Origin of the sequence: Flavobacterium fluvii, assembly GCF_900129545.1 — a bacterium.
Taxonomy (GTDB): domain Bacteria; phylum Bacteroidota; class Bacteroidia; order Flavobacteriales; family Flavobacteriaceae; genus Flavobacterium; species Flavobacterium fluvii.
This window is the reverse complement of the sequence record NZ_FQWB01000001.1, coordinates 604856-627185: the sequence shown is the minus strand read 5'-3', so window position 1 is coordinate 627185 and position 22330 is coordinate 604856. Positions and strand designations below refer to the sequence as shown.

At 36.2% G+C, this 22330-nt stretch carries 20 protein-coding genes; 10 read left to right on the top strand and 10 right to left on the bottom strand.

All coding sequences use genetic code 11. The annotated features are described in order from the left end of the window. Window positions 1-20 precede the first annotated feature (20 nt). From BUC16_RS02630 to BUC16_RS02620, 3 genes are all read left to right on the top strand, one after another. A complete protein-coding gene (locus tag BUC16_RS02630; protein ID WP_073367714.1) occupies window positions 21-869 on the top strand; it encodes a class I SAM-dependent methyltransferase in 849 nt (282 codons plus the stop codon). A 247-nt stretch (window positions 870-1116) separates the two neighbouring features. Next, a complete protein-coding gene (locus BUC16_RS02625) occupies window positions 1117-1731 on the top strand; it encodes an OmpH/Skp family outer membrane protein (RefSeq protein WP_244534324.1) in 615 nt (204 codons plus the stop codon). Between the two features lie 99 nt (window positions 1732-1830). Further along, on the top strand, window positions 1831-4098 hold the full coding sequence (locus tag BUC16_RS02620) for a helix-turn-helix domain-containing protein (RefSeq protein WP_073367713.1): 2268 nt from the start codon (window positions 1831-1833) through the stop codon (window positions 4096-4098). Between the two features lie 43 nt (window positions 4099-4141). On the opposite strand, the gene BUC16_RS02615 is transcribed toward BUC16_RS02620, so the two are convergent. Then, window positions 4142-5086, bottom strand: coding sequence for an HU domain-containing protein (locus BUC16_RS02615; protein ID WP_073367711.1), 945 nt, complete (start codon window positions 5084-5086; stop codon window positions 4142-4144). Between the two features lie 102 nt (window positions 5087-5188). Here BUC16_RS02615 and dprA point away from each other — a divergent pair, with 102 nt between their 5' ends. Both dprA and BUC16_RS02605 read left to right on the top strand, forming a co-directional pair. Next, window positions 5189-6289, top strand: a complete 1101-nt coding sequence (gene dprA, locus BUC16_RS02610) for a DNA-processing protein DprA (RefSeq protein WP_073367710.1) — start codon at window positions 5189-5191, stop codon at window positions 6287-6289. A gap of 164 nt (window positions 6290-6453) precedes the next feature. Continuing rightward, window positions 6454-6762 (top strand): GIY-YIG nuclease family protein, encoded by a 309-nt coding sequence (locus BUC16_RS02605; RefSeq protein ID WP_073367708.1) that lies wholly within the window; start codon window positions 6454-6456, stop codon window positions 6760-6762. Window positions 6763-7233: 471 nt separating this feature from the next. Here BUC16_RS02605 and trpS read toward each other — a convergent pair whose 3' ends face one another. Next, window positions 7234-8205 carry a tryptophan--tRNA ligase gene (gene trpS, locus BUC16_RS02595; protein ID WP_073367705.1) on the bottom strand — a complete coding sequence of 324 codons (972 nt, stop codon included), beginning with the start codon at window positions 8203-8205 and terminating at the stop codon, window positions 7234-7236. Between the two features lie 114 nt (window positions 8206-8319). Between trpS and BUC16_RS02590 the strand changes: the two genes are divergently transcribed. After that, entirely contained in the window at window positions 8320-9066 is a 747-nt protein-coding gene (locus BUC16_RS02590) for a lysophospholipid acyltransferase family protein (RefSeq protein ID WP_073367703.1), read from the top strand. 25 nt (window positions 9067-9091) lie between these two features. On the opposite strand, the gene BUC16_RS02585 is transcribed toward BUC16_RS02590, so the two are convergent. The 8 genes from BUC16_RS02585 to BUC16_RS02550 form a co-directional block, all read right to left on the bottom strand. Further along, window positions 9092-10525, bottom strand: a complete 1434-nt coding sequence (locus BUC16_RS02585) for a hypothetical protein (RefSeq protein WP_073367701.1) — start codon at window positions 10523-10525, stop codon at window positions 9092-9094. Beyond that, window positions 10522-11064 (bottom strand): RNA polymerase sigma factor, encoded by a 543-nt coding sequence (locus BUC16_RS02580; protein ID WP_073367700.1) that lies wholly within the window; start codon window positions 11062-11064, stop codon window positions 10522-10524. Before BUC16_RS02580 ends, BUC16_RS02585 begins: the two co-directional genes overlap by 4 nt. A gap of 12 nt (window positions 11065-11076) precedes the next feature. Continuing rightward, on the bottom strand, window positions 11077-11487 hold the full coding sequence (locus tag BUC16_RS02575) for a hypothetical protein (protein ID WP_073367698.1): 411 nt from the start codon (window positions 11485-11487) through the stop codon (window positions 11077-11079). 191 nt (window positions 11488-11678) lie between these two features. Further along, a complete protein-coding gene (gene recA / locus BUC16_RS02570) occupies window positions 11679-12683 on the bottom strand; it encodes a recombinase RecA (RefSeq protein WP_073368665.1) in 1005 nt (334 codons plus the stop codon). Between the two features lie 119 nt (window positions 12684-12802). Next, window positions 12803-13189: a hypothetical protein gene (locus BUC16_RS02565; protein ID WP_073367696.1), complete on the bottom strand. Its 387-nt coding sequence runs from the start codon at window positions 13187-13189 to the stop codon at window positions 12803-12805. A 36-nt stretch (window positions 13190-13225) separates the two neighbouring features. Beyond that, on the bottom strand, window positions 13226-13735 hold the full coding sequence (locus tag BUC16_RS02560) for an acyl-CoA thioesterase (protein WP_073367695.1): 510 nt from the start codon (window positions 13733-13735) through the stop codon (window positions 13226-13228). 152 nt (window positions 13736-13887) lie between these two features. Further along, window positions 13888-14271 carry a DoxX family membrane protein gene (locus tag BUC16_RS02555; protein WP_073367693.1) on the bottom strand — a complete coding sequence of 128 codons (384 nt, stop codon included), beginning with the start codon at window positions 14269-14271 and terminating at the stop codon, window positions 13888-13890. Between the two features lie 4 nt (window positions 14272-14275). Continuing rightward, complete coding sequence (locus BUC16_RS02550; protein ID WP_073367691.1) at window positions 14276-15424, bottom strand: DNA polymerase III subunit; 1149 nt, start codon at window positions 15422-15424, stop codon at window positions 14276-14278. Window positions 15425-15856: 432 nt separating this feature from the next. Here BUC16_RS02550 and BUC16_RS02545 point away from each other — a divergent pair, with 432 nt between their 5' ends. From BUC16_RS02545 to BUC16_RS02530, 4 genes are all read left to right on the top strand, one after another. Beyond that, a complete protein-coding gene (locus BUC16_RS02545) occupies window positions 15857-16300 on the top strand; it encodes a hypothetical protein (RefSeq protein WP_073367690.1) in 444 nt (147 codons plus the stop codon). A gap of 77 nt (window positions 16301-16377) precedes the next feature. After that, on the top strand, window positions 16378-17667 hold the full coding sequence (locus BUC16_RS02540; protein WP_073367688.1) for a beta-helix domain-containing protein: 1290 nt from the start codon (window positions 16378-16380) through the stop codon (window positions 17665-17667). Window positions 17668-17764: 97 nt separating this feature from the next. After that, window positions 17765-19234 (top strand): T9SS type B sorting domain-containing protein, encoded by a 1470-nt coding sequence (locus BUC16_RS02535; RefSeq protein WP_084546073.1) that lies wholly within the window; start codon window positions 17765-17767, stop codon window positions 19232-19234. A gap of 1 nt (window position 19235) precedes the next feature. Then, window positions 19236-22283 (top strand): PorP/SprF family type IX secretion system membrane protein, encoded by a 3048-nt coding sequence (locus BUC16_RS02530; protein ID WP_073367685.1) that lies wholly within the window; start codon window positions 19236-19238, stop codon window positions 22281-22283. Window positions 22284-22330 lie beyond the last annotated feature (47 nt).

Here is a 22330-nt window from a genome sequence, read left to right as displayed (position 1 = left end):
AAAAAGAATAAAATTAATAAATGGACATTTCAAACAAAAAACATTTTCTTACTGTAAAAGATTATTCGGTTTCTCAAGAAACTTTCGATTTGTACTATGACGAAACTCTGGATATGTTGATTACACATCCGCAACCGAGTTTGGAAAACTTGGGTAAATACTACGAAAGCGAAGATTATATTTCTCATACCGACAACAAACGTTCTTTGTTTGAAAAATTATACCATTTCATAAAAAGTATTGCTTTAAAGAATAAATTGAATTTAATCAATTCACTTCAACCTAATAAAGGACGAATATTGGATATTGGTGCAGGTACAGGAGATTTCTTGTCTGTGGCAAAAAATAACGGTTGGAAAACAATTGGAGTGGAACCAAGTGACAGGGCAAAAGCAATTGCAAAAAACAAAGGAGTTTCTTTTGTTGAGGAAACAAGTGAATTAGAAAATCATTCTTTTGACGTGATTTCGATGTGGCACGTTTTGGAACACGTTCCGGATTTAGACAAACAAATTAAAGAATTGAAACGTTTGCTAAAACCAACCGGAACATTAATTATTGCAGTTCCCAATTTCAAATCATTCGATGCAAAACACTACGGAAAATTTTGGGCAGCTTTTGACGTGCCGATTCATTTTTGGCATTTTTCCAAAACGGCGATACAATTGCTTTTCGAAAGTGAAGAAATGAAATTGGAAAAAGTCTTGCCAATGAAATTTGACTCTTTTTATGTGAGTTTGCTTTCCGAAAAATACAAATCCGGTAAAATGAATTTCATCAGCGCTTTTTTAACGGGATTACAATCCAATTGGAAGGCCAAGGAGAATTTTGAGTATTCTTCACACATTTACATCCTAAAAAACAAGTGAAAATCATTTTAAGCGCTTTTAAGAAGTGTTTTCGCTGCCAAAACTAATCTGTGTTGTCTTTTTTGAGAAAATCGATTATTTTAAAGCTAATAAAGCCGGTTTTAATCAATTCAAATTATCAATTCTAAAATTACAATAACAAATTCTTATACCATAAATAGTGTAGCATTTTTCCAACTTTATAACAATGCTATCTATTTTTTTATATTTTTGTTACCAATTCTTAAAAATCAGAAAAAAAATAAAAATGAAATCGAAGATTCACGAATACCCAAAAAAAAATATTGAAAACATGAGTAAAAAAATAATAGTGATTATTGCTCTTGCAATTACAATAGTTTCCTGTAATAATAATGAAAAACCTGCAGCAGCTGCCAAGGAATTAAAAACAGCTTATGTTGATACTTCGGTTTTAATGAAAGAATATACCGAGGCAAATGATATTCAAGAAAAGTACAAAGCCAAAGCAGACGAAAAAGGAAGACAGCTTGAAGCTGAAATTAATCGATTCAAACAAGAGGCAAGTAATTTTCAATCACAGGCACAAGCAAACGGTCAAGAATGGGCTCAAAAGAAAGGTGCTGAATTGCAAAGAAGAGAGCAACAATTAGCTCAAGCTCAACAAGCATTGGCTCAACAATTACAACAAGAAGTTGGTGTTGAAATGGATAGTTTAGTTACAGGCGTGAAAAAATTCATCAAAGATTACGGTAAAGAAAAAGGATATACTTACATCTACGGAACTGGCGAACCAGCATCTATTTTGTATGCCGAAGAAAAACTGGACATCACCAAAGAAATCGTGAAATTATTGAATGAAAAATACAAAGCTTCAGCCACAAAAGAGGAAGCTAAAAAATAATTTCTGTAAAATTAGCCTATCAAATGTCACGCAATTGCGTGACATTTTTTGTTTTGTCTCCTCAAAAACAATATTTTAGCTTTCAAATTTATACGCCTTATGCAAGCCATTTCCGAAGCCGCCGTTTACACCCTGCAATTTATCAATCAGACACATCGTTCAGTTTTCCTTACGGGAAAAGCCGGAACGGGTAAAACGACTTTGCTGCGTGAAATTATTCAAACGACACACAAGAATACGGTTGTCGTGGCGCCAACGGGAATTGCGGCATTGAATGCCGGTGGAGTTACGATTCATTCGATGTTTCAGTTGCCTTTTGGTGGATTTATTCCAGATAATTCATTGCCACATTTTTCGGAAAATACCAAGTTCGAAACCAAAGCCACTTTGCGAAGACATTTCAAAATGAGTGGTTTAAAGAAATCGGTTATTCGAAATATGGAGTTGTTGATCATTGATGAAGTGAGCATGCTTCGCGCTGATTTGTTGGATGCGATGGATTTTATGATGCAAACTGTTCGCAAAAAAAGCAGTCCATTTGGTGGGGTTCAAGTTTTGTATATTGGTGATTTATTGCAATTGCCGCCCGTGATTCGAGACGAGGAATGGCGAACTTTAAGAACGTATTACAAAGGAAAATTCTTTTTTCATTCGCACGTTATCCAGCAAAATCCGCCATTATACATCGAATTGTCCAAGATTTTTCGTCAAACAGATGATGTTTTTATTTCGATTTTAAACAATTTGAGAAACAATCAAATTTCTACAGAAGACATTCAAAATTTGAACCAATACGTAAATCCTAATTTCGATTTGAAAGCCAACAAAGGCTACATCACTTTGACAACCCACAATGCCAAAGCGGACGCAATGAATGCCCAAGCTTTGGAAGATTTGGAAGGAAAGCTGGTGGTTTACAAACCATCGATTGTCGGAGATTTCCCGGATAAAATATATCCTGTTGATGAAGAATTGAAGTTGAAAGTAGGTGCACAAGTGATGTTCGTGAAAAACGATTTGTCTTTTGACAAAAAGTATTTCAACGGCAAAATGGGAATTATAAAATCGCTTTCGAAAGAGGAGATTTTGGTTCATTTTCCCGAAGAAAACACGACCATCGAAGTCGAGAAATACGAATGGGAAAACATTCGTTACAAAGTGGATGAATTGACCAAGGAAATCGAGGAGGAGGTTTTGGGGACTTTTGTTCATTATCCAATAAAACTCGCTTGGGCGATTACCGTTCATAAAAGCCAAGGATTGACATTTGACAAAGCTGCGCTCGATGTTTCGCAAGTTTTTCTTCCAGGACAAGCATATGTGGCTTTGTCGCGTTTGCGTTCGTTAAAAGGCTTAATTTTGCTTTCTCCGTTGCGAATGAACGGTATTTCGAACGATCAAGACGTGATGGATTATTCGTTGAACAAATCTTCTGATTCGTTTTTAGCGAATGCTTTGCACTTTGAAACCAAGAATTTCATCCACAACTATTTGACAACCAGTTTTGATTGGGCAGAATTGGCTCAAGAATGGCGCAATCACAAGTTTAGTTATTCGGATAATTCCGAAAGCTCGGCCAAATCCAAACAGGCCAATTGGGCGGCAAAACAATTGGAAGCCATAGACAGGCTTTTGGATCCATCCCAAAAATTCATTCTGCAATTGAATAAAATTTTCAAAACGGAAACCGTCGATTTGAATCACGTTTCGGAACGTTTCCAAGCGGCATATAATTATTTTATCAAACCAATGGACGATTTGGTTTTTGAAATTCTTTGGAAAGTGGAAGAGGTCAAACGCCTCAAAAAGGCGAAAGCTTTTTATGATGAATTAATGGTTTTGGAAGAACTGCAAACCAAGGTCGTTTTGCGATTGATGAAGGCCAAATTACTGGTTGAAACCGTGGTGGCCGGAGAAACGATTTCGAAGGAAAAATTAACTTCGGATGTAATCAAAAAATACATCAGCCATAAAACCGAGGCCATTCAAAATCAGTTCAAGGAAGTCAATATTACCTTGATTGAAGATGAAGCCGATATTGAACGTTACGCCAAAAAGAAAAAAGCAATAAAAGAACCCAAGAAATCGACGATTCAGGAAACCTATGAATTGTGGCTCGAAAAGAATACTATCAAGGAAATTGCTGCGATTAGAAAGTTTACCGAGGAAACTATTTTGAGTCATTTAACCAAATTAATTATTGCCAAAACGATAAGCATCAATGATGTTTTGCCTGACGATAAAATACAGGAATTAACCGAGGCTTTTTATGGTTACAAAGAAGAATCAATCTCGCCATTAAAAGAAAAATATGGCGATAAATTCACTTGGGAAGAGTTAAGAATGTTCAAGGCGAGTTTGAATTAAACAGCAAAAAAAATCCTGTTCGAAAAATGAACAGGATTTTAAATTATAATGATTCAACCAGCACCCAAGCATCAGGATTTACAGTTTTTTGAATTTCCTGGCTTGCTTTTTCGGCTTCGGCAAAAGTGGCGTAACTTCCGTAAAGAACAGGAAATAATCCGTATTTGTTTTGTGGAATTCTACGCGCTTTATAACCTTGGCTGGATAATTCCTTGAATTTCTTTTGGGCATTTTTTTCGTCTCTAAATGCACCCGCCATAATGTGATAAGACATTTTTTCTTCTTTCACGGTAAGTGTCACGGCTACGGCAGGAACTGGATTTTCAATGAAGAAAGTGGCTTCTTGAATTTTGTTTTGAACTTGCTTTTGAACAGATTGTTCTACAATAATCGTTTCATTGGCAATTTGTTGTTGGTAAACCGGATAACCAATGACGCCGGTTAAACCTAATCCAAGAACAAAAATAGCGGCGTATTTTAAATAAGGTCTTGCTGTTCTAGTTTCTGGCTCGAAAGCAATAACTTCTTTTTCTTCTTCTAAAGCTTCGATTTTTTGTTCGAAAATTTCTCTTTTCACCATCGGTGAAACAAAAGCACTCAAACCAAAAGAATTAGTCAAATAATTCGTTTGGTCGTAAGGCGTGAAAATCAAATTTTTATCGGCGTTAAGCGAAAAATTCCCCACGTTTTTGATGGAAAACAATCCGTTTTCCTGTAACGCTTTTTTCCAGTTGAAAACCTCGTATTGAATGGCGCTGATGGCATATTCATAAGACGTTTTTTCGGCTTGTGCAATGTGATTCGCCAATAATCCATCGTTGTTTTTTAGATGGGCATTGAAAGAAATCACTTTCTTTGGAGGAAAAAACGAATGGGAGCTTTCAATTAATTGAGCCGATTGGATTTCGGTCAAAAAAGCTCCGAAACCAGGAACGGTTACACATTGGTAACGGTACAAGAGTTGCGCGATGTAAGGTTCGATATTCATAGTTACAAAGTTATACATTGAGAATAGTTATCAAAATTTTATTCACAATTTTTATTAACAATCCGCCTAAAATTTTATACATTTCAGGTTCAAACGATTAGTATGACAGACCAAGATTTATTTCATTTATTGGCATTGCAACAAGTGGAAGGCGTGGGCGATATTATGGCCAAAAAACTAATTGCTCATTGCGGAAACGCAGCCGAAGTTTTCAAGACCAAAGCTTCCCAAATTGCTGCCATTGATGGAATAGGATCTGTTTTATTGCAAAAATTAAAAAACAAAACCGTTTTCGAAAAAGCAGAACAAGAACTTCAATTCATAAAATCAAACGAAATCAACGTAGCCTATTTTCAGGACGAAAATTATCCAGATCGGTTGAAACATTGCATTGATGGGCCTGTTTTGTTGTTTACTTCGGGAAATATCGACTTGAAAAACAAGAAAACCATCAGCATTGTGGGAACGCGACAAATCACGTCTTACGGAATGGAATTTTGTCGAAAATTGATTGAAGATTTGGCGCCGCTTGATCCTGTAATCATAAGCGGTTTTGCTTATGGAGTTGATATTTTTGCCCATCAATTGGCGATGGAACACGATTTGCAAACTATTGGCGTCGTGGCGCACGGCTTGAACCAAATTTATCCCAAAAATCACAAGAAATACGTGGCCAAAGTAGAGCAAAACGGAGGTTTTATGACTGAGTTTTGGAGTTCCTCCAATCCCGAAAAAGAAAATTTTGTTCGTAGAAACCGCATTGTTGCAGGAATTTCAGAAGCCACGATTGTTATCGAATCTGCCGAAAGAGGCGGTTCGTTAATCACGGCCAATATTGCCAATGATTACAACCGCGATGTTTTTGCCGTTCCCGGTCGAACCACCGACAAATACAGCCAAGGTTGCAACAACTTGATTAAAACCCAAAAAGCAAACCTGTTGACCAGCGCCGCCGATTTGGTTTACATCCTGAATTGGGATATTGAAAGCAAGGCAAAACCAGTGCAAAAGCAACTTTTCGTCACGCTCGAAAATGACGAACAAAAAGTGTATGATTATCTCCTAAAAAACGGAAAAGAATTGATGGATATTATCGCTTTGCGATGTGATTTCCCAATTTATAAAATCTCGGGAATGCTGTTGAATATGGAACTCAAAGGCGTGATTCGACCTTTGCCGGGGAAATTGTTTGAGGCGATATAAACGAATTTAAAAAAAAGGTAATTGAAACGCTTCAAGCGAGATAAATAGCAAAAAAAAATAGGTTGGTAATATATTGATGAGCAACAAACGCGCTCTACTTAGTTTGTCACGCTGTAAGCGTCTGAAATTATGAGGGCAATAATAATAGATTTTAAGAGTACATTATGATAGAATACACAGAAGGTATTTACAGTTTTTATGTTTACATATTGACTAACAAAAACAAAACAGTGTTATATACAGGTGTTACAAATGACCTAAAACGACGTTTGCAAGAACATAAAGAAAAAACAAATCCAAATAGTTTTACTGCACGATATAATGTTGAATTTTTGCTTTATTATGAACATTTTACTTGGATACAGCTTGCTATTGCTCGTGAGAAAGAAATTAAAGATTTGAAACGAGATAAAAAAGAAATATTGATTAATACGATTAATCCAGATTGGAATTTTTTAAACGATTTGTTTTAGTTGTTTTATTTAGAGACGCTTCCAGCGTGACAAATAGCAAGAATATATTAATGTGTAATAAATGCGCTATATTTAGTTTGTCACGCTGGAAGCGTCTGAAATTATGAGGGCAATACTTTTGGAATTTAAACGATTTTTTATAATGGTTATAGTTTGAAAGATTCTCAATTTTTTTAGGATTCTTTTTAAATATATAATAGGAATTAGATAGATTCAAACCCAAATTTTCTCTAACTCTTGCCAAAAACTACTGGGTACAATTACCTGCTTTTCAAATATTTTACAATAAAGAGTAATATCTGGATTATTATTGTTCCATAAGCAATATAAATTGCCAATGTAAAATAAGACATAACAAAGTAAGTGTCCTTTATATTGATTATTAATTTTTTACCTTTAAACTGATAGCCGATTATTAAAACTAAAATTATAAAAATCAGAGCTGTTTTCATTTTAGGAACTTTAAACTTATTATTCAAATCCTAGTTTTTCACGAACTCTTGCCAGAACACCATCGGCTTGAACGGCTGCTTTTTTTGCGCCATTTTTCAATAAAGCATCTACTTCTTCGAGGTTGTTGATGTAGTAATCGTATTTCTCTCTTTCGGTTTTGAATTTTTCCACAATCAGTTCAAACAAGGCTTGTTTGGCGTGACCGTAACCGTAATTTCCACCCAAATAATTGGCTCTCATTTGTGCCAATTGTTCTTCATTGGCCAACAAGGAATAGATGGCAAAAGCATTGCAAGTATCTGGATTTTTTGGAGCTTCCAATGGAGTGCTGTCGGTTTCAATGCTCATTACTTGTTTGCGCAAGGCTTTGTCGTCCAAGAAAATATTGATGATGTTATTGGCCGATTTACTCATTTTTCCGCCATTGGTACCCGGAATAAGCATACTGTCTTCTTGAATTTTGGCTTCAGGAAGCACGAATGTTTCACCCATTTGATGATTGAAACGAGAAGCCACGTCACGGGTGATTTCCACATGTTGCAACTGGTCTTTTCCCACAGGAACAAATTGTGCGTCATACAATAAAATATCGGCAGCCATCAGCATTGGATAAGAAAATAATCCGGCGTTGACGTCTTCCAATCTATCGGATTTGTCTTTGAAAGAATGCGCCAATGTCAATCTTTGGAAAGGGAAAAAACAACTCAAATACCATGTTAATTCAGCGGTTTGAACCACGTCGGATTGTCTGTAAAAGGTAACACGATTGATATCTAAACCAAAAGCAAGCCAAGCAGCTGCCACGCTAAAAGTATTCTGTCTTAATGTTTTACCGTCTTTTATTTGGGTTATCGAATGCAAATCGGCTATAAAAAGAAAGGATTCGTTTGCTGGATTATTTGATAATTCGATTGCTGGAATGATTGCGCCAAGCAGATTTCCTAAATGTGGTGTTCCTGTACTTTGAACGCCGGTGAGTATTTTTGCCATTATAATTTTTTTCTTGACCGCGAAGTTCGCAAAGATTATTGTTTTAATTTCTTAAAAGTTTCCAAATTTAATGCTTTTATAAATAATAGCATAGTTTTACTTACTTTTGGCTTTATGAGAGGAATAAAAATTGTTTTTTGGGTACTTTGGCGGGTTTGGTTTTATATCCTAATGGCTGTTCCTATTTTGATTATGCTTCCTTTTTTGGTGTTGTCCATTTTGACTGAAAGCGGTTATCCTTATTTCTTTAAAATGGCTAGAATTTGGGCCAAAATCATTCTTTTCGGAATGGGATTTTATTATAAAATTGATAAAGAGCAGGAATTGGACAAAGACAAAAGTTATATGCTTATTGCCAATCACACTTCGATGATCGACATTATGTTGATGCTTGTCACAATAAACAAACCCTTTGTTTTTGTGGGGAAAAAAGAATTGGTTAAAATTCCCTTGTTTGGATTTTTCTACAAGCGCACCTGTATTTTGGTGGACAGGAAAAGTTCAAGAAGTAAGCACGGTGTTTTTGAACGTGCCCAAAAAAGAATCAATCAAGGACTCAGCATTTGTATTTTTCCCGAAGGCGGCGTTCCGGATGATGAATCCATACTTTTGGACCATTTCAAGGACGGCGCATTTCGATTGGCCATCGAACACCAATTGCCTATTGTTCCAATGACTTTTGGAGACAACAAGGAACGTTTTTCTTTTACTTTTCATAGCGGAAGTCCCGGCATTATGAGGGTTAAAGTGCATTCTTTTATTGAAACGAAAGCAAAAACAATGGCTGACAAAAACAGTATTAAAGAGCAATCGTGGAAAATAATTTACGCACAATTGTTGGAGTTTCAGAAGAAAAACTAGCTTAATAATTCATTTCGAATCCAAATTAAAATCCATAACTGATACCAGAATACAATCCAATAAATAAGGGTTTAAAGTCACCAGAATTATTTGAAAATGTATTCAATTGATATTTAACCATTGGTTCGACATTAATTTGGAATGATTTTAGAATTTGGTACTTAAACCCTAAACCTACATTGGTGCTAAAATGGACTTGATTCAAGTTTTTTGCTTCGCCAAGTTCAATATTGGATTGAGGCGACACCAATGAAATGGTATTCTCATTCAGGAATAAAGTGCTGAACCCACCAATTAGATTAATTCCAAATTTTTTGTCTAGAACAGCATAAGAAACTTCCATTGGCAGTTCATAATAGCCCATCTTTTGGTTTAAAGTACCTTTATTGGTGCTTTGTATTTCTTTTTCAAATGTTGAGGATGAACTATAATTGGCTTGATTTACAAATTTAACCACGTTGTCTGATAAATAGTCAACATTTTTCAAATTGTTGGCGGTTAACCCTGTAGAATACAATACATTATTCGTGTTATAACCAAGAACTACTTTATTGACTCCAGTTCTAATGGCTATTTTATTGCTCACGGCGTAGCGTATGCCTAGACCAAAACTAACGCTATTATCTGATTTTTTTTCATAATCAGATAGTTGGTCATCAATAGGGGAACCGCCTGACTTTGCATTCAGATACACTGGAGCAACGTTGGGAGTAATTTGCCATTTATTTTTAGAATTAGATACCACAGCCTTTTTTTGATCCGATTTGTCTTTCAAGATTTCTTCTAATTCGTTTGTCGATTCTGAATTGATTGATGGTTGTTTTTTAGAATCTTCGTTCTCTTTGATGTTCTTTTTTTCTATGGCTTGATTTGGTGCGTTCGCTAAAGAATTTGCATTTGAAACGCTGTTTTTCTCGGGATTTAATGAGTTGTAATTAGAATTACTTTCATTAGTTGCCGGTTGTTTTACCGACAAATTATTTTTTGGTAGAAAAACGTCAGCATCATTAGGATTCTTTTTTTTGTCACCAAGGGCATTTGAGGAATTATAAGGCTTGATTTCTTTTTCATCTTTTACAACTGATTTTGAAAAATTAGTATTAATTTTTTCTTTTTTGTACTTGATATTTTCTTTGGAATTGCCAACAATTTGTACTTTCTTTGAACTATTTTGATAATATGCTTGTTTTTTGTTGGAGGAATTTTCGGAAATTTTAGTATCAAAAACAATACCGTTTTCTGTTTTCGAATGGAAAGTTTGATTCGTGTTCAAAGTGAATAAACCCAATAAAAATGCGGCAGCTATTCCTGAATATTTAAACCATATCGGGACTACTTTTCGTTTTTTATTCTTCTTTAATTCCGCTTCGATATTGAGCCAAACTTGATTGTCCGGATTCGCCTCAAAGTCCCTTAATTGTTCTTGAAATAATCGGTCTATATTTTTTTTCTCTTTCATTTTGCCGATATTTTTAGATTCGTCACTGTTTTTTTTTCGATTTTTTCTTTCAAGATAAGCCGTGCTCTATGCAAATTCGATTTAGTTGTACCAGTGGAAATGGAGAGCATTTCGCTAATTTCTTGATGTGAATAATCATCCAACACATATAAACTAAAAACAATTCGATATTGATCGGGTAGTTCCTGAATGATTTGCATTAAATAGTCCAATGATATTGCTTCATCGTCTATTTCCACATCAACATCGGGAATGTTGTCGTTTATTACTTCCATAAAACGCACTCCTTTGTATTTTTGGAGTGCGTTATTAATCAGTATTCTTTTTGCCCAGCCTTCAAAAGAACCTTTTCCGCTGTATTGATTTATTTTTCGAAATATAATCAAGAATCCTTCTTGAAAATTATCTTGGGCATCAGCATAACTAGAGGAATATTTCAAACTCAACCCAAAAAACTTTTTTTCGAACAATCGATACAATTGTTCTTGAGCTTTGGGTTGGTTTTTTTGACATTCGCTAATTAGCTTTTCTAATACCACAGATTTTTTATTTTATTGAACTACCGGAATCTCAACTTCTTCAAAAAGATCTTCTCCATTGGCATCTTTTCCTTTATAAAATTTAAAGATGTAGGAGCCTGTATTGTTGACGATAAAGTTAAATGAAACTTCTGAGACAGGAGGAACGTCTGCTGTACAAACCTGATTGTTTTGTACGGCAGTTTGAATGGCAATCGTTCTGGTGTTCAAGTTTTTGTCATAATAAATTCCTTGATAAATATGACAAGAAGTAGGTTTTTGGTATTTCAATTTTATTTCATAGGTTTCTCCTAAAGTAAAACTGGCAGGCACAACATAGCTTTCAACTGGCAGTACGCTATAAGTATAGCTAGTATTGTCATTATCGACACTACAGCTTAATAAAGAGGTAATTAGAATTACAAATAACACGATTTTTTTCATTTTTTTTTCATTTTAGGTTTATAATTTGGATGCATCTTGTATAAGATGAAAATGAATGAAAAAGGTTGCGTCATTACCCAAAAAAATATTGATTATCAAAAAATGATTTTTCAATTACTGTTGCCAAATGAAATTAGACCAAAAAAAATGCTCGAATAAATATCCGAGCATTTAATAATTTTCTTAAAATATTAAGCATTATTTTCTTTAATCTTGGCCTTGATTTTTTCTTCCAATTCGTCGGCTAATTCAGGATTGTCCTTGATCAACGCTTTTACCGCATCACGACCTTGTCCTAATTTGGTTTCGCCATAACTGAACCAAGAACCTGCTTTTTTGATGATTTCAAATTCAACGGCCAAATCCAAGATTTCTCCCGTTTTAGAGATTCCTTCACCGTACATGATGTCAAATTCGGCAGTTTTGAATGGCGGAGCCACTTTGTTTTTAACCACTTTAACTTTGGTTCTGTTTCCAAGCACGTTTTCGCCATCTTTGATTTGTGTGGAACGACGAATATCCAAACGAACCGATGCATAAAATTTCAAGGCGTTACCACCTGTCGTGGTTTCAGGATTTCCGAACATCACGCCAATTTTCTCTCTCAATTGGTTGATGAAGAAAACGGTACAATTCGTTTTGCTGATGGTTCCGGTTAGTTTTCTCAAAGCTTGGGACATCAAACGAGCATGAAGACCCATTTTGGAATCTCCCATTTCACCTTCGATTTCACTTTTTGGAGTCAAAGCGGCAACCGAGTCAATTACTACGATGTCAATGGCTCCAGAACGAATCAAGTTCTCTGCAATTTCCAAGGCTTGTTCCCCGTTGTCTGGTTGCGATATGATCAAGTTTTCGATGTCTACTCCTAATTTTTCGGCATAATTTCTGTCGAAAGCGTGTTCTGCATCAATAAAAGCAGCAATTCCACCCGCTTTTTGGGCTTCGGCAATGGCGTGCAATGTCAAGGTTGTTTTTCCTGAAGATTCTGGACCGTATATTTCAATCACTCTTCCTTTTGGATAACCACCAACTCCCAAGGCCAAATCGATTCCCAAAGACCCAGAAGAAATAGTTTCCACTTCTTCGATGGCTTTGTCGCCCATTTTCATCACGGTGCCTTTTCCGTAGGTTTTATCTAGTTTGTCAAGTGTAAGTTGTAGTGCTTTTAATTTGGCTTCTTTTTCTGAACTCATCTTTTCTTTCATTTATTTTGGTACTTATCTTTGGTAAAAATACTTCTTTTTTTGGAAGAAGCAATGGGAATGTTTTTGAGAATTTGGATTAAAAAAACACTATTCTTATGTGGTCATTTTTATCTCCAGAATTTATAAGTTTCTGTTGTGCCTTTATTTTCTATTACAAGCAATTTCTCGCTTCTTTTTAAAATTTTGTATTTTGTAGTGTCTTTGTTTTTGACCACTAATAAAAACATCCCAATCTTCTTTTCTGAATTGTCATTTTTATGTATTGAATCTATAATAGAAAATCCACAAATGTCTTCGGAATTAAATACCATTTTTTTGAAAAAAGCTATTTTGTTTTCCCTAATACTGATTCCCGCTAAAGAGTCTGTTGAGCTTAACCATTCTCCTTTTTTAAGAGTTTGATTGTCATTTAGTTTTAAATACTTAATGGTTTTGTTTTCGTTACAACTTTGTAGTAATAAAATTATTATCAGATTTAGGGTAATTTTTTTCATTAAGATTGTCTTTAAATTGGTTTAAGAAAAAGAATTTTACACAAACAACGCCTTTAATTCCGTGGCTTCTTCAGGTTTGATTTTTCCGGCCAAGAGCAAACTCAATTGTTTTCTTCTCAAGGCATCGTCATACCGATGGATTTCGAGTTTGGTTTCGGGAATAATTTGCGGTACTTCAACAGGTTTCCCCATTTCATCTACCGCCACGAATGTATAAATGGCTTCATTGGATTTGGTTCTTTCGCCGGATTCTCGTTCTTCAATCCAAACGTCAAGGTATATTTCCATTGAAGTCTTGAAGGACCTGGATACTTTGGCTTCAATAATGACAACGCTTCCCAAAGGAACGGCCTTGTTGAAAGCCACGTGGTTTACCGAAACGGTCACGGCAATTCTGCGCGAATGTCTTCCAGCCGAAATGCTGGCAGCACGATCCATTCGAGCCAATAATTCGCCACCAAAAAGATTGTTCAAGGCATTGGTTTCACTTGGCAAAACCAAATCGGTCAACACGGTCAAAGATTCGGAAGGATGTTTTGGAGTCATAGCTTATTGGTGTAAAGATTTTTGCCACGAAGGCACGAAGGCACAAAGTTTTTATTTCAAAGTCACAATTTTTTTTGCCCCAAAGTCACGAAGACACAAAGTTTTTATTTTTATTATTTGTCATTGAAATTGCCATTGAAATTGATTCTTTCCTAATTCAACCAATACACCGCCATGACGGCAGGAATAAAGTAAATGACGATGGTTCTGGCGCCGTCATAATCTTTGGCCAATCGTTGTCCGAAAAGCATCATCAGTAAAGTAATGCTCGAAAAAATGGCACCAAAGAAACCAAAAGTTCTTCCATTGTTCACCAAAAGTTCGATGACACCCACTATGCACAAAATTCCCGAAATTAATTCTAAAACCAGAAGATGTCCCAAGGCCAAAGGCACCAAGTTTTTGAGTCTGGTTTTGGCAAAATGTTCCTTGAGCCAATCGACGTTATCTTTCCAATAAAAGAGTTTTTCATAACCCGATTGTATAAATGTAAGAGCCAGAAATATCAAAATTAGAATAGAGGCAGCGTTGTTCATAAACTTATTTTTTATGTATTAAACGAGTGAGTTTGATGGACAAATCGGTCAAAATGATTTTGGCATTTCCGTTGCGTTCAATATGATATATGGCATCGGATAATTCCTGGAATATTTCGTGAATGTTGTTGCCGTTTACAAAAGGGGCAAATTTTGCTATCGTGAAATTTTCGACCGTTGGCTCGATATAAACCAAACTTGGTGTTTCATAATTGTGCAGCAACGCCTGACGGAAAATATCGATGCAAAATTGCAGGAATTTCTTTTGGGTTTCTCTTCCCAAAGCGGCTATTTGTTCGCTCCATTGAATCAAATCCGCAATCACGGCTGCATTTCCTTTGGCCTTGAAAGCCGCACGAACCCAAACCACGAACCATTGTTCGAACGGAAATTCGTCGCTGTCATCCTTGAGCAAATGCAGGGCTTTGTTGTAATTTCCTTGTGCTTGATGGGCGATTTTCGTGGCCAGTTTTGGCTCCATGTTTTCGCGAGAAACCAAGGCTTCGGTAATAACACTTTCGCTTAATCCTATGAAATGTAAAACCTGACAACGAGAACGTATGGTTTGGATAATGTCTTCTTCGTTTTCGGAAATGAGTATGAAAATGGTTTTTTCCGGCGGTTCTTCCAATAATTTCAACAATTTGTTGGAAGCGGCCGTGTTCATTTTGTCGGCCATCCAAACAATCATGATTTTATAACCGCCTTCGTAGGATTTCAAGGAAAGTGATTTCAAAATTTCTTGCGCATCGTCAACCCGGATTTCTCCTTGTTTGTTTTGGACTCCTAAAACGGAATACCAATCGAACAAACCTCCGTAGGGATTTTGGGCAACAAATTGTCTCCAATCGGCAATGAAATCAATGCTTTTGGGTTTTGTTTTCACGTCTTCGGTGCTTACGGTTGGATAAACGAAATGCAAATCGGGATGCGAAATTTTTTGGAATTTAAGATTGCAACTTTCATTGGAACCCGAATTTTCCCCGTTCTGGTTGTTGCACAAAATGTATTGCGCATAGGCAATCGCCATTGGCAAAGTGCCACTTCCTTCCGGTCCTACAAACAATTGTGCGTGGGGAATCCTGCCTAAATCGGCACTTCGCGTCAAGTGGTTTTTGATGTGTTCCTGCCCTAAAATTTCTGAAAACTGCATAAGGCAAATATAGCAGAAATAGGAATAGCCCCGAAATTTAGATTGCAAAGTTTTAAGAAATCGTGGATTCCAGAGAGTCCATTATACAGGTTTCTGTTTTTGACCTCCAAACGTACATTTTTTAAACAATCGGATTAACGAGTCTTTTATTCGATGGTTTTTATTTTATGAAATGCGATGTTTTGCCGGCTTAAAAATTTAAATATTGTCTTAAAAAAGCTATGTTAATTCTTTATAATATTTTTTTTGCAGCTTATTAATCTTGTTAAATTGTTGTCAGTCATTTCAAAAAAATCGGATTAAGTGCAGATATATTCGATATTTTGTAATATTTTTAATAATTTGTAATACTTTTAATATATAAAATTGAAAAATAAAATTGTAGATTAAATTTTGTTTTGTAAGTTTGTTAACCCAATTAAAGCTTAGCCTATGAAATCTAAAATTATTTTTACCAGTATTATTATTTTATTAGTATCGACAGCAACTTTTTCTCAAAGTAAAAACGCTCCACAAAGTATTATCAGCAGGACTGCCATAATAAAAAAGTTTTATGACAAGAAAGAATTGTCCGAACTGCCCAAAGGTGCGTTGCTAGAATTGTGTGTAGAACGAGTGGGAGTTCTTGCCAAAACATTACCTTATATAGCATTGGCCACTAAACCAGGGATTACCCTGATTGATTTTGGAATTCCTTATACTTCCGAGTACAGAAAGGCTTTTGAATCACAGGAAGAAAACACGACAAGTTATCTTGAGACAACGACCAGTTATCAAAAAAAGATATTGCCTTATTCCGACAAGGACGATTTGGTAAAAGCCATTCTATTTTATGAAAACATTTTGAAATCATTGCATGAATTTGACGACATGTAATTTCATCAACAAGATCATTCTTTTTTAAGTTTAAAAATTGGGTAGAAAAAATGCTGAAAAATTATAAATTTTAAGTCATGAAAAAATCAATACAAATAATAGCATTAGTCCTTTTGGTGGTTTGTGACATAAATGCACAACAAGAAAAAGGAATAACAGGATTTAACAGCTGGTTAAATAACTGGACAGACTTTAAACCCAACAAAATTGATTATGACGAGGTAAACCAGATTTTGACAGGTAATATCAATGCAGACACAAAGCTGTACAAAAAAAATGTATATCTGTTGCAAGGCAATGTTTATGTAACAAACAATGCAACCTTGACCATTGAACCCGGAACAGTTATAATGGGAGATTATGAGTCCAAAGCTTCTCTTATTATTACAAAAGGAGCTTCTATAATTGCCGAAGGTTTAGAAACGGATCCCATAGTTTTTACTTCCAACAAAACTGTTAGAAAATCGGGTGATTGGGGAGGAATAATTATTCTTGGTGATGCGCCGACCAATAAATTTGGGAATGTTTCTTCAGTAAATTTTGACACAGATGCCCTTTTATCGGGTTATGGAGGAAATAATACAGCCAGTAATTCTGGAGTTTTAAGATTCGTAAGAATAGAATTCGCAGGAGCAAAAGTCAAAGGAGGCGATAATTTTAATGCGTTGTTATTGGCGGGAGTTGGAAATAAAACCATAATCGAAAATGTAATGGCAAGTCATTCTGGCGGAGATTCTTTTGAAATCCTGGGAGGAGAAGTCAATTTGTTAAAGCTGATTTCTTATAAATCAAGCAATGATGATTATAAATTTAATTATGGCACACAATGCCGTATAGAAAATTCATTGGCCATTCGTTCTTCTTATTTGACAAACAGCACGGGTTCTCGTTGTTTGAATGTGCTTTCTTATAATAAAAAAGAAGAAGTTGATTTTACCAAAAAGCACACTTTTGTTACGGCAAGAAATTTAACATTGGTCAACAATAGTGAAAATGTGAAAGCCGATATAGAATCTGGCCTAATTAAAGAGGGTGTTTTCATTGCCGACAATGCTTCGATTGACTTCAAGAAAAGTGTGATTTCTGGTTTTAATCCCGCGATATTGTTGGATAAGGCAATCTATATTAATGATGAAAATCTAAAGAAAATCAAATTGGAACAGATGTATTTCAATCTATGCAAGGGTAATATTTTTGTTGCGGACAATTCCAATAACGAAGATTTAGAAAGTTGGTACGGAAATGCCGCTTTTGCCAATGTCTATTCCAAAGCCGAGAACAATGTGACTTTCATTGATTTCATGAATGATAAAAGACCCGATTTTAGATTGCGAATAGGTGGAATAACAGTTTCAAGCGAAGATTAAATAAAACAAATAAAATGAACGTTTTTGTAATAATTGAGCCGTAATTTTTATAAAAAAAATATTTATTTAAATACCGGCTAAGTAAATATTTTAGTTGATGAAGATTTCCATTGTAAATAAATATTTTTTTTGTTTTTTGTCTTTGGTTTTCTCGTTAACCACAACAATTAACGGCCAAACCATAGCTCCCCAAACGCTAACTTTCAGTAAAATTTGTGCGGGTAATTACAATCAGTTTGATGCGACTTTCAATCATGCGGGTTTCCCGGTTTCAACTACTTTTGAAGTACAGCTTTCAGATATTTCAGGAAGTTTCACCAATCCTGTTAGTACGACAACCTTGTCCACAATCGACGTGACGGTTAGCCAAAAAACGGTAACATTTGCAGTACCCACAAATTTAATTGGATCTGAAAATTACAAGCTGAGAGTCAAAAGTTCCACGGGATTTGTTAGCGGTAGTTTTTCCATAAAAGACCCCAATAACCCGAGCGGCACTTTGTCGTTCTTTCCGGCCTATTACAAACCATTTGAAGACGTTTATTATATTAACAACAGACAATCAACTGCCACTATTTGCACAGGCGGAAATGTTACTTTATCGATTGATAATCCAACACCAAGCATACCCAACTCCTCGCCGGCAAATTATCCGAATATAAAGTATAAATGGTACAAAGGAACGACTGTTATTTCTGGACAAACGGGGCCATCATTACTTGTAAACTCGGCAGGAACCTATTATGTTGCCATTGATTATGCTTCATGTACCGATTCCAATTCTCGTTCCAATAGCGTGACTGTTTCCGAAGCTTCGGGAGGAACATCAGGAGCCATAACCTCAAGTTTGGGAAATCCTTTTTGTTCAGGAGGGAATCTCACAACACTTAGTTCAATGGCGGGAAATTCACATCAATGGTATAAAGACAATGTGAAAATAAACGGGGCAACCAGTGCAACATATACGACAAACCAAGCAGGATTATATTCTGTAGCCATTGATTTTGGCGGTTGTAACAATACTTATTCCATAGATTTGAAAGAATTTAAAATGGAAAGCAGCATAAACATTCCCAACCCAAGTGTTATTATAGATGGAGAAACGAAGAATGTTGTTGTAACGACAAATGCCGTAAATCCCACTTTTCAATGGTATCAAAATAATACATTAATAGCGGGGGTTCAAGGAAATACTTATGCAGTAACCAGCGAGGGAAGTTATAAAGTCATAGTTACCCAAAATTCAGGATGTGTCATTGTGGACGAAATTCCTTTTGAAGTAAATTCTGCCGTAGATTCAAGTGTTGTCGAAATTCCCAATTTGATTAGCCCGAACAATGACGGGATAAACGATACATGGGTAATACCCCAAGAATACAGTGTTGGCAGCAACACGGAAGTTGTAATAATGAGCGCTACCGGCGAAGTTGTATTTACCTCCAATAATTATTTAAACAATTGGCCAGAAAGCCAAATTGATTTTAAAAATGTAAACCCGGTTTATTATTATATTCTGACAACACAAGGTGGGAAAGTAAAAAAAGGATCCATAACTCTAGTGAAATAATATGAAACAACAGTACTTTGTAGTTATTGTCTTTCTTTTATTTGCGAAGCAAATGCTCTATTCCCAAGAGGATGGAGTTGTTTCGTTTGCACTTCCGGTTAGGAATTCTTTAAAGTTCAATAGATATATTATCAATCCAACGTTCAGTTTTGTTAGAGAACAAAACACATATATTAGTTTATATAATAAAAGGCAATGGATCCAATTCGAAAATGCTCCACAAACTTATTTATTTAGTTATTCAGGAAGATTCAGGGAAAATGAAGCCATTGCTTTTGGCGTGTTTCAGCAAAATTACGGTATGTTGACCACTTTTGGCGCAGTGGCAAATTATGCCCACAATGTTCAACTTCAAAGCGATAGCAATCTAACTTTTGGGGTTAATTTAGGAGTTTACAAAAGCGGTTTAAATGAATCAAAAGTAATTACAAATTACCCAGATCCATCACTGGAAAACATACCTTCAAATGCTTTAATAACCGTGAATCCAGGAATTAATTACGGAACGGCTTTTCTTGATTTCGGTCTTTCGGTAAATAATTTGGTTTTATATAATATCAATACTTCCAAAATAGTTGAGGATGATCCTGAAAAAAGCATTGAAGCCCACATCATGCACACCGGATATATCGATGCAAACGGGTTTTTCGACAGAAGTAAATTTTCAGGTTTACTTAAGACCGAATTCAAAAAAGACAAAACCATAGTTTCAGGATTGGCCATGCTTAACATACCGATTGGAGTTTGGGCGCAAGCCGGATACAACTCACTGTACGGAATCTCTGGAGGAATAGGCTTGAACATCACACAAAACATATCTTTTGAATATAATTATGAAACCGGAACAGGTGATTTATCAAATTTCGGAGCCTCACACGAAATTGTTTTGGCTTATAAATTCAAAAGCAAGAATAATTCATATGTTGATGACGAAGAAGGATCTGTAATTCCTGCTGCCGATACTCGAAGAACAGCATATACGCCACCTAAACTAACTCCTGAAGAAAAAGCGAAAAAAGAACAACAGGCTGCCGAGGTAAAGGTAAGAAGAGCCGCTGTTGCACAAGCCAAATTGGATGCCGCTGCGAAAGCCAAAGCTGATGCTCTTGCCAAACCTAAACCAACAACTGATTCCAAACCGAAAACAGATGCTGTCGCTCAAGCGAAATTGGCTGCCGATGCGAAAGCAAAAGCCGATGCTCTTGCAAAAGCAAAATTAGCCGCTGACGCCAAGGTCAAAGCTGATGCGAAAGCTAAAGCTGATGCCCTCGCTCAAGCGAAATTGGCCGCTGATGCAAAAGCCAAAGCCGACGCTCTTGCCAAATCTAAACCAACATCTGTTTCCAAACCAAAAACAGATGCTGTCGCTCAAGCCAAATTGGATGCTGACGCCAAAGCTAAAGCGGATTCTCTTGCAAAAGCAAAACTTGCAGCTGACGCCAAAGCCAAAGCCGACGCTCTTGCCCAAGCAAAACTTGCAGCAGATGCCAAAGCAAAAGCAGATGCTCTTGCAAAAGCAAAACTGGCTGCTGACGCCAAAGCCAAAGCTGATGCTCTTGCCAAATCTAAACCAACAACTGTTTCCAAACCAAAAACAGATGCTGTCGCTCAAGCCAAATTGGATGCTGACGCCAAAGCCAAAGCGGATGCCCTCGCTCAAGAAAAATTAGCTGCTGATGCTAAAGCCAAAGCTGACGCTCTTGCCCAAGCAAAATTAGCCGATGACGCCAAAGCCAAAGCAGACGCCCTTGCTCAAGCAAAACTTGCAGCAGATGCCAAAGCTAAATCGGATGCCCTTGCTCAAGCAAAATTAGCCGCTGATGCCAAAGCCAAAGCCGATGCCCTTGCTCAAGAAAAACTTGCCGCTGACGCCAAAGCCAAAGCCGATGCTCTTGCTCAAGCAAAACTTGCAGCAGATGCCAAAGCAAAAGCAGATGCTCTTGCCCAAGAAAAACTTGCAGCTGATGCGAAAGCCAAAGCCGACGCTCTTGCCCAAGAAAAATTAGCAGCTGATGCCAAAGCCAAAGCCGACGCCCTTGCCCAAGAAAAACTTGCCGCTGACGCCAAAGCTAAAGCCGACGCCCTTGCTCAAGCAAAATTAGCCGCTGATGCCAAAGCAAAATTGGATGCTGATGCTAAAGCTAAAGCCGATGCTCTCGCTAAAGCTGCTGTAGCGCCAAAAGATGATATTGCAAAATCGATGGATAATATAGCTGTGTCATTAGAAAATGCTAAAAAGACCCAACAACAATTATTGACTAACTTGAATGCTACCGTATCCGCTAAACAGAAAGATCTTCAGGATATGAAGGAGGAAAATGATTTAAGTGAAAAAGGCATATTCAAAGAGCCAAAACCATTCAAGAGCACTGCAGGAGAAAGCAAAGCATTGGAAACCTTGAATCTTCAGATAGCAGAAGTAAACAAAATTCAAAATGACAAGATCAAAGAATTGGAAGGTTTGTACAATCAAAGAATCAAGAAAGTTTCTGATAAAAACGAAACGTTGAACCAATATTATTTGAAAACAATTGAAGCACTGAAAAACGAGCAATCACAAGCAGTTCAATCAAACAAGGATTTAGTTTCATCATTGGAACAAATCAAAATTGCCACCGAAATCGAGAAAAAAAGAAGAATAAAAAAGGCTGCCTTTGTTAATGAAGGAGATAGATTTTCACAAGACAAAGCGACCCTGGAACGCATAAAAGAGACGACTCCTTACAGTGCTACTCTGTTAAAACCAGCAGATTTTGATTATGGAGAAGAACAGGCCAACATGCAAATTTTAAAAAGTATTAAAAATGTGAATAGTGGTTATTATTTAGTGGTGGCCGTTCATAGCGATGTTGCGAAAAGAGATGCTTTTTTAACAAAAACAGTCGCTGCGGGACAGACCAACATAAATTTCTTCTATGACGTTAACACAAGTAGATATTTTATTTACTATGATAAATTTGACAATATTGAAGAGGCTAAAAAAGCTTTACAGTCTAAAGGAAGTACTCCATACAACGGTAAAATGTCTATAGCCAAAATTGAGAATTAATAAATAACGGATCAATTATGAAAAAAAATTATTGAGTTTAATCTATT

Bases quoted from the DNA above. Each gene is read 5' to 3' on its own strand.
- BUC16_RS02630 (WP_073367714.1), top strand. From the start codon at position 21: ATGGACATTTCAAACAAAAAACATTTTCTTACTGTAAAAGATTATTCG.
- BUC16_RS02625 (WP_244534324.1), top strand. From the start codon at position 1,117: ATGAAATCGAAGATTCACGAATACCCAAAAAAAAATATTGAAAACATG.
- BUC16_RS02620 (WP_073367713.1), top strand. From the start codon at position 1,831: ATGCAAGCCATTTCCGAAGCCGCCGTTTACACCCTGCAATTTATCAAT.
- BUC16_RS02615 (WP_073367711.1), bottom strand. From the start codon at position 5,086: ATGAATATCGAACCTTACATCGCGCAACTCTTGTACCGTTACCAATGT.
- dprA (WP_073367710.1), top strand. From the start codon at position 5,189: ATGACAGACCAAGATTTATTTCATTTATTGGCATTGCAACAAGTGGAA.
- BUC16_RS02605 (WP_073367708.1), top strand. From the start codon at position 6,454: ATGATAGAATACACAGAAGGTATTTACAGTTTTTATGTTTACATATTG.
- trpS (WP_073367705.1), bottom strand. From the start codon at position 8,205: ATGGCAAAAATACTCACCGGCGTTCAAAGTACAGGAACACCACATTTA.
- BUC16_RS02590 (WP_073367703.1), top strand. From the start codon at position 8,320: ATGAGAGGAATAAAAATTGTTTTTTGGGTACTTTGGCGGGTTTGGTTT.
- BUC16_RS02585 (WP_073367701.1), bottom strand. From the start codon at position 10,525: ATGAAAGAGAAAAAAAATATAGACCGATTATTTCAAGAACAATTAAGG.
- BUC16_RS02575 (WP_073367698.1), bottom strand. From the start codon at position 11,487: ATGAAAAAAATCGTGTTATTTGTAATTCTAATTACCTCTTTATTAAGC.
- recA (WP_073368665.1), bottom strand. From the start codon at position 12,683: ATGAGTTCAGAAAAAGAAGCCAAATTAAAAGCACTACAACTTACACTT.
- BUC16_RS02565 (WP_073367696.1), bottom strand. From the start codon at position 13,189: ATGAAAAAAATTACCCTAAATCTGATAATAATTTTATTACTACAAAGT.
- BUC16_RS02560 (WP_073367695.1), bottom strand. From the start codon at position 13,735: ATGACTCCAAAACATCCTTCCGAATCTTTGACCGTGTTGACCGATTTG.
- BUC16_RS02555 (WP_073367693.1), bottom strand. From the start codon at position 14,271: ATGAACAACGCTGCCTCTATTCTAATTTTGATATTTCTGGCTCTTACA.
- BUC16_RS02550 (WP_073367691.1), bottom strand. From the start codon at position 15,424: ATGCAGTTTTCAGAAATTTTAGGGCAGGAACACATCAAAAACCACTTG.
- BUC16_RS02545 (WP_073367690.1), top strand. From the start codon at position 15,857: ATGAAATCTAAAATTATTTTTACCAGTATTATTATTTTATTAGTATCG.
- BUC16_RS02540 (WP_073367688.1), top strand. From the start codon at position 16,378: ATGAAAAAATCAATACAAATAATAGCATTAGTCCTTTTGGTGGTTTGT.
- BUC16_RS02535 (WP_084546073.1), top strand. From the start codon at position 17,765: ATGAAGATTTCCATTGTAAATAAATATTTTTTTTGTTTTTTGTCTTTG.
- BUC16_RS02530 (WP_073367685.1), top strand. From the start codon at position 19,236: ATGAAACAACAGTACTTTGTAGTTATTGTCTTTCTTTTATTTGCGAAG.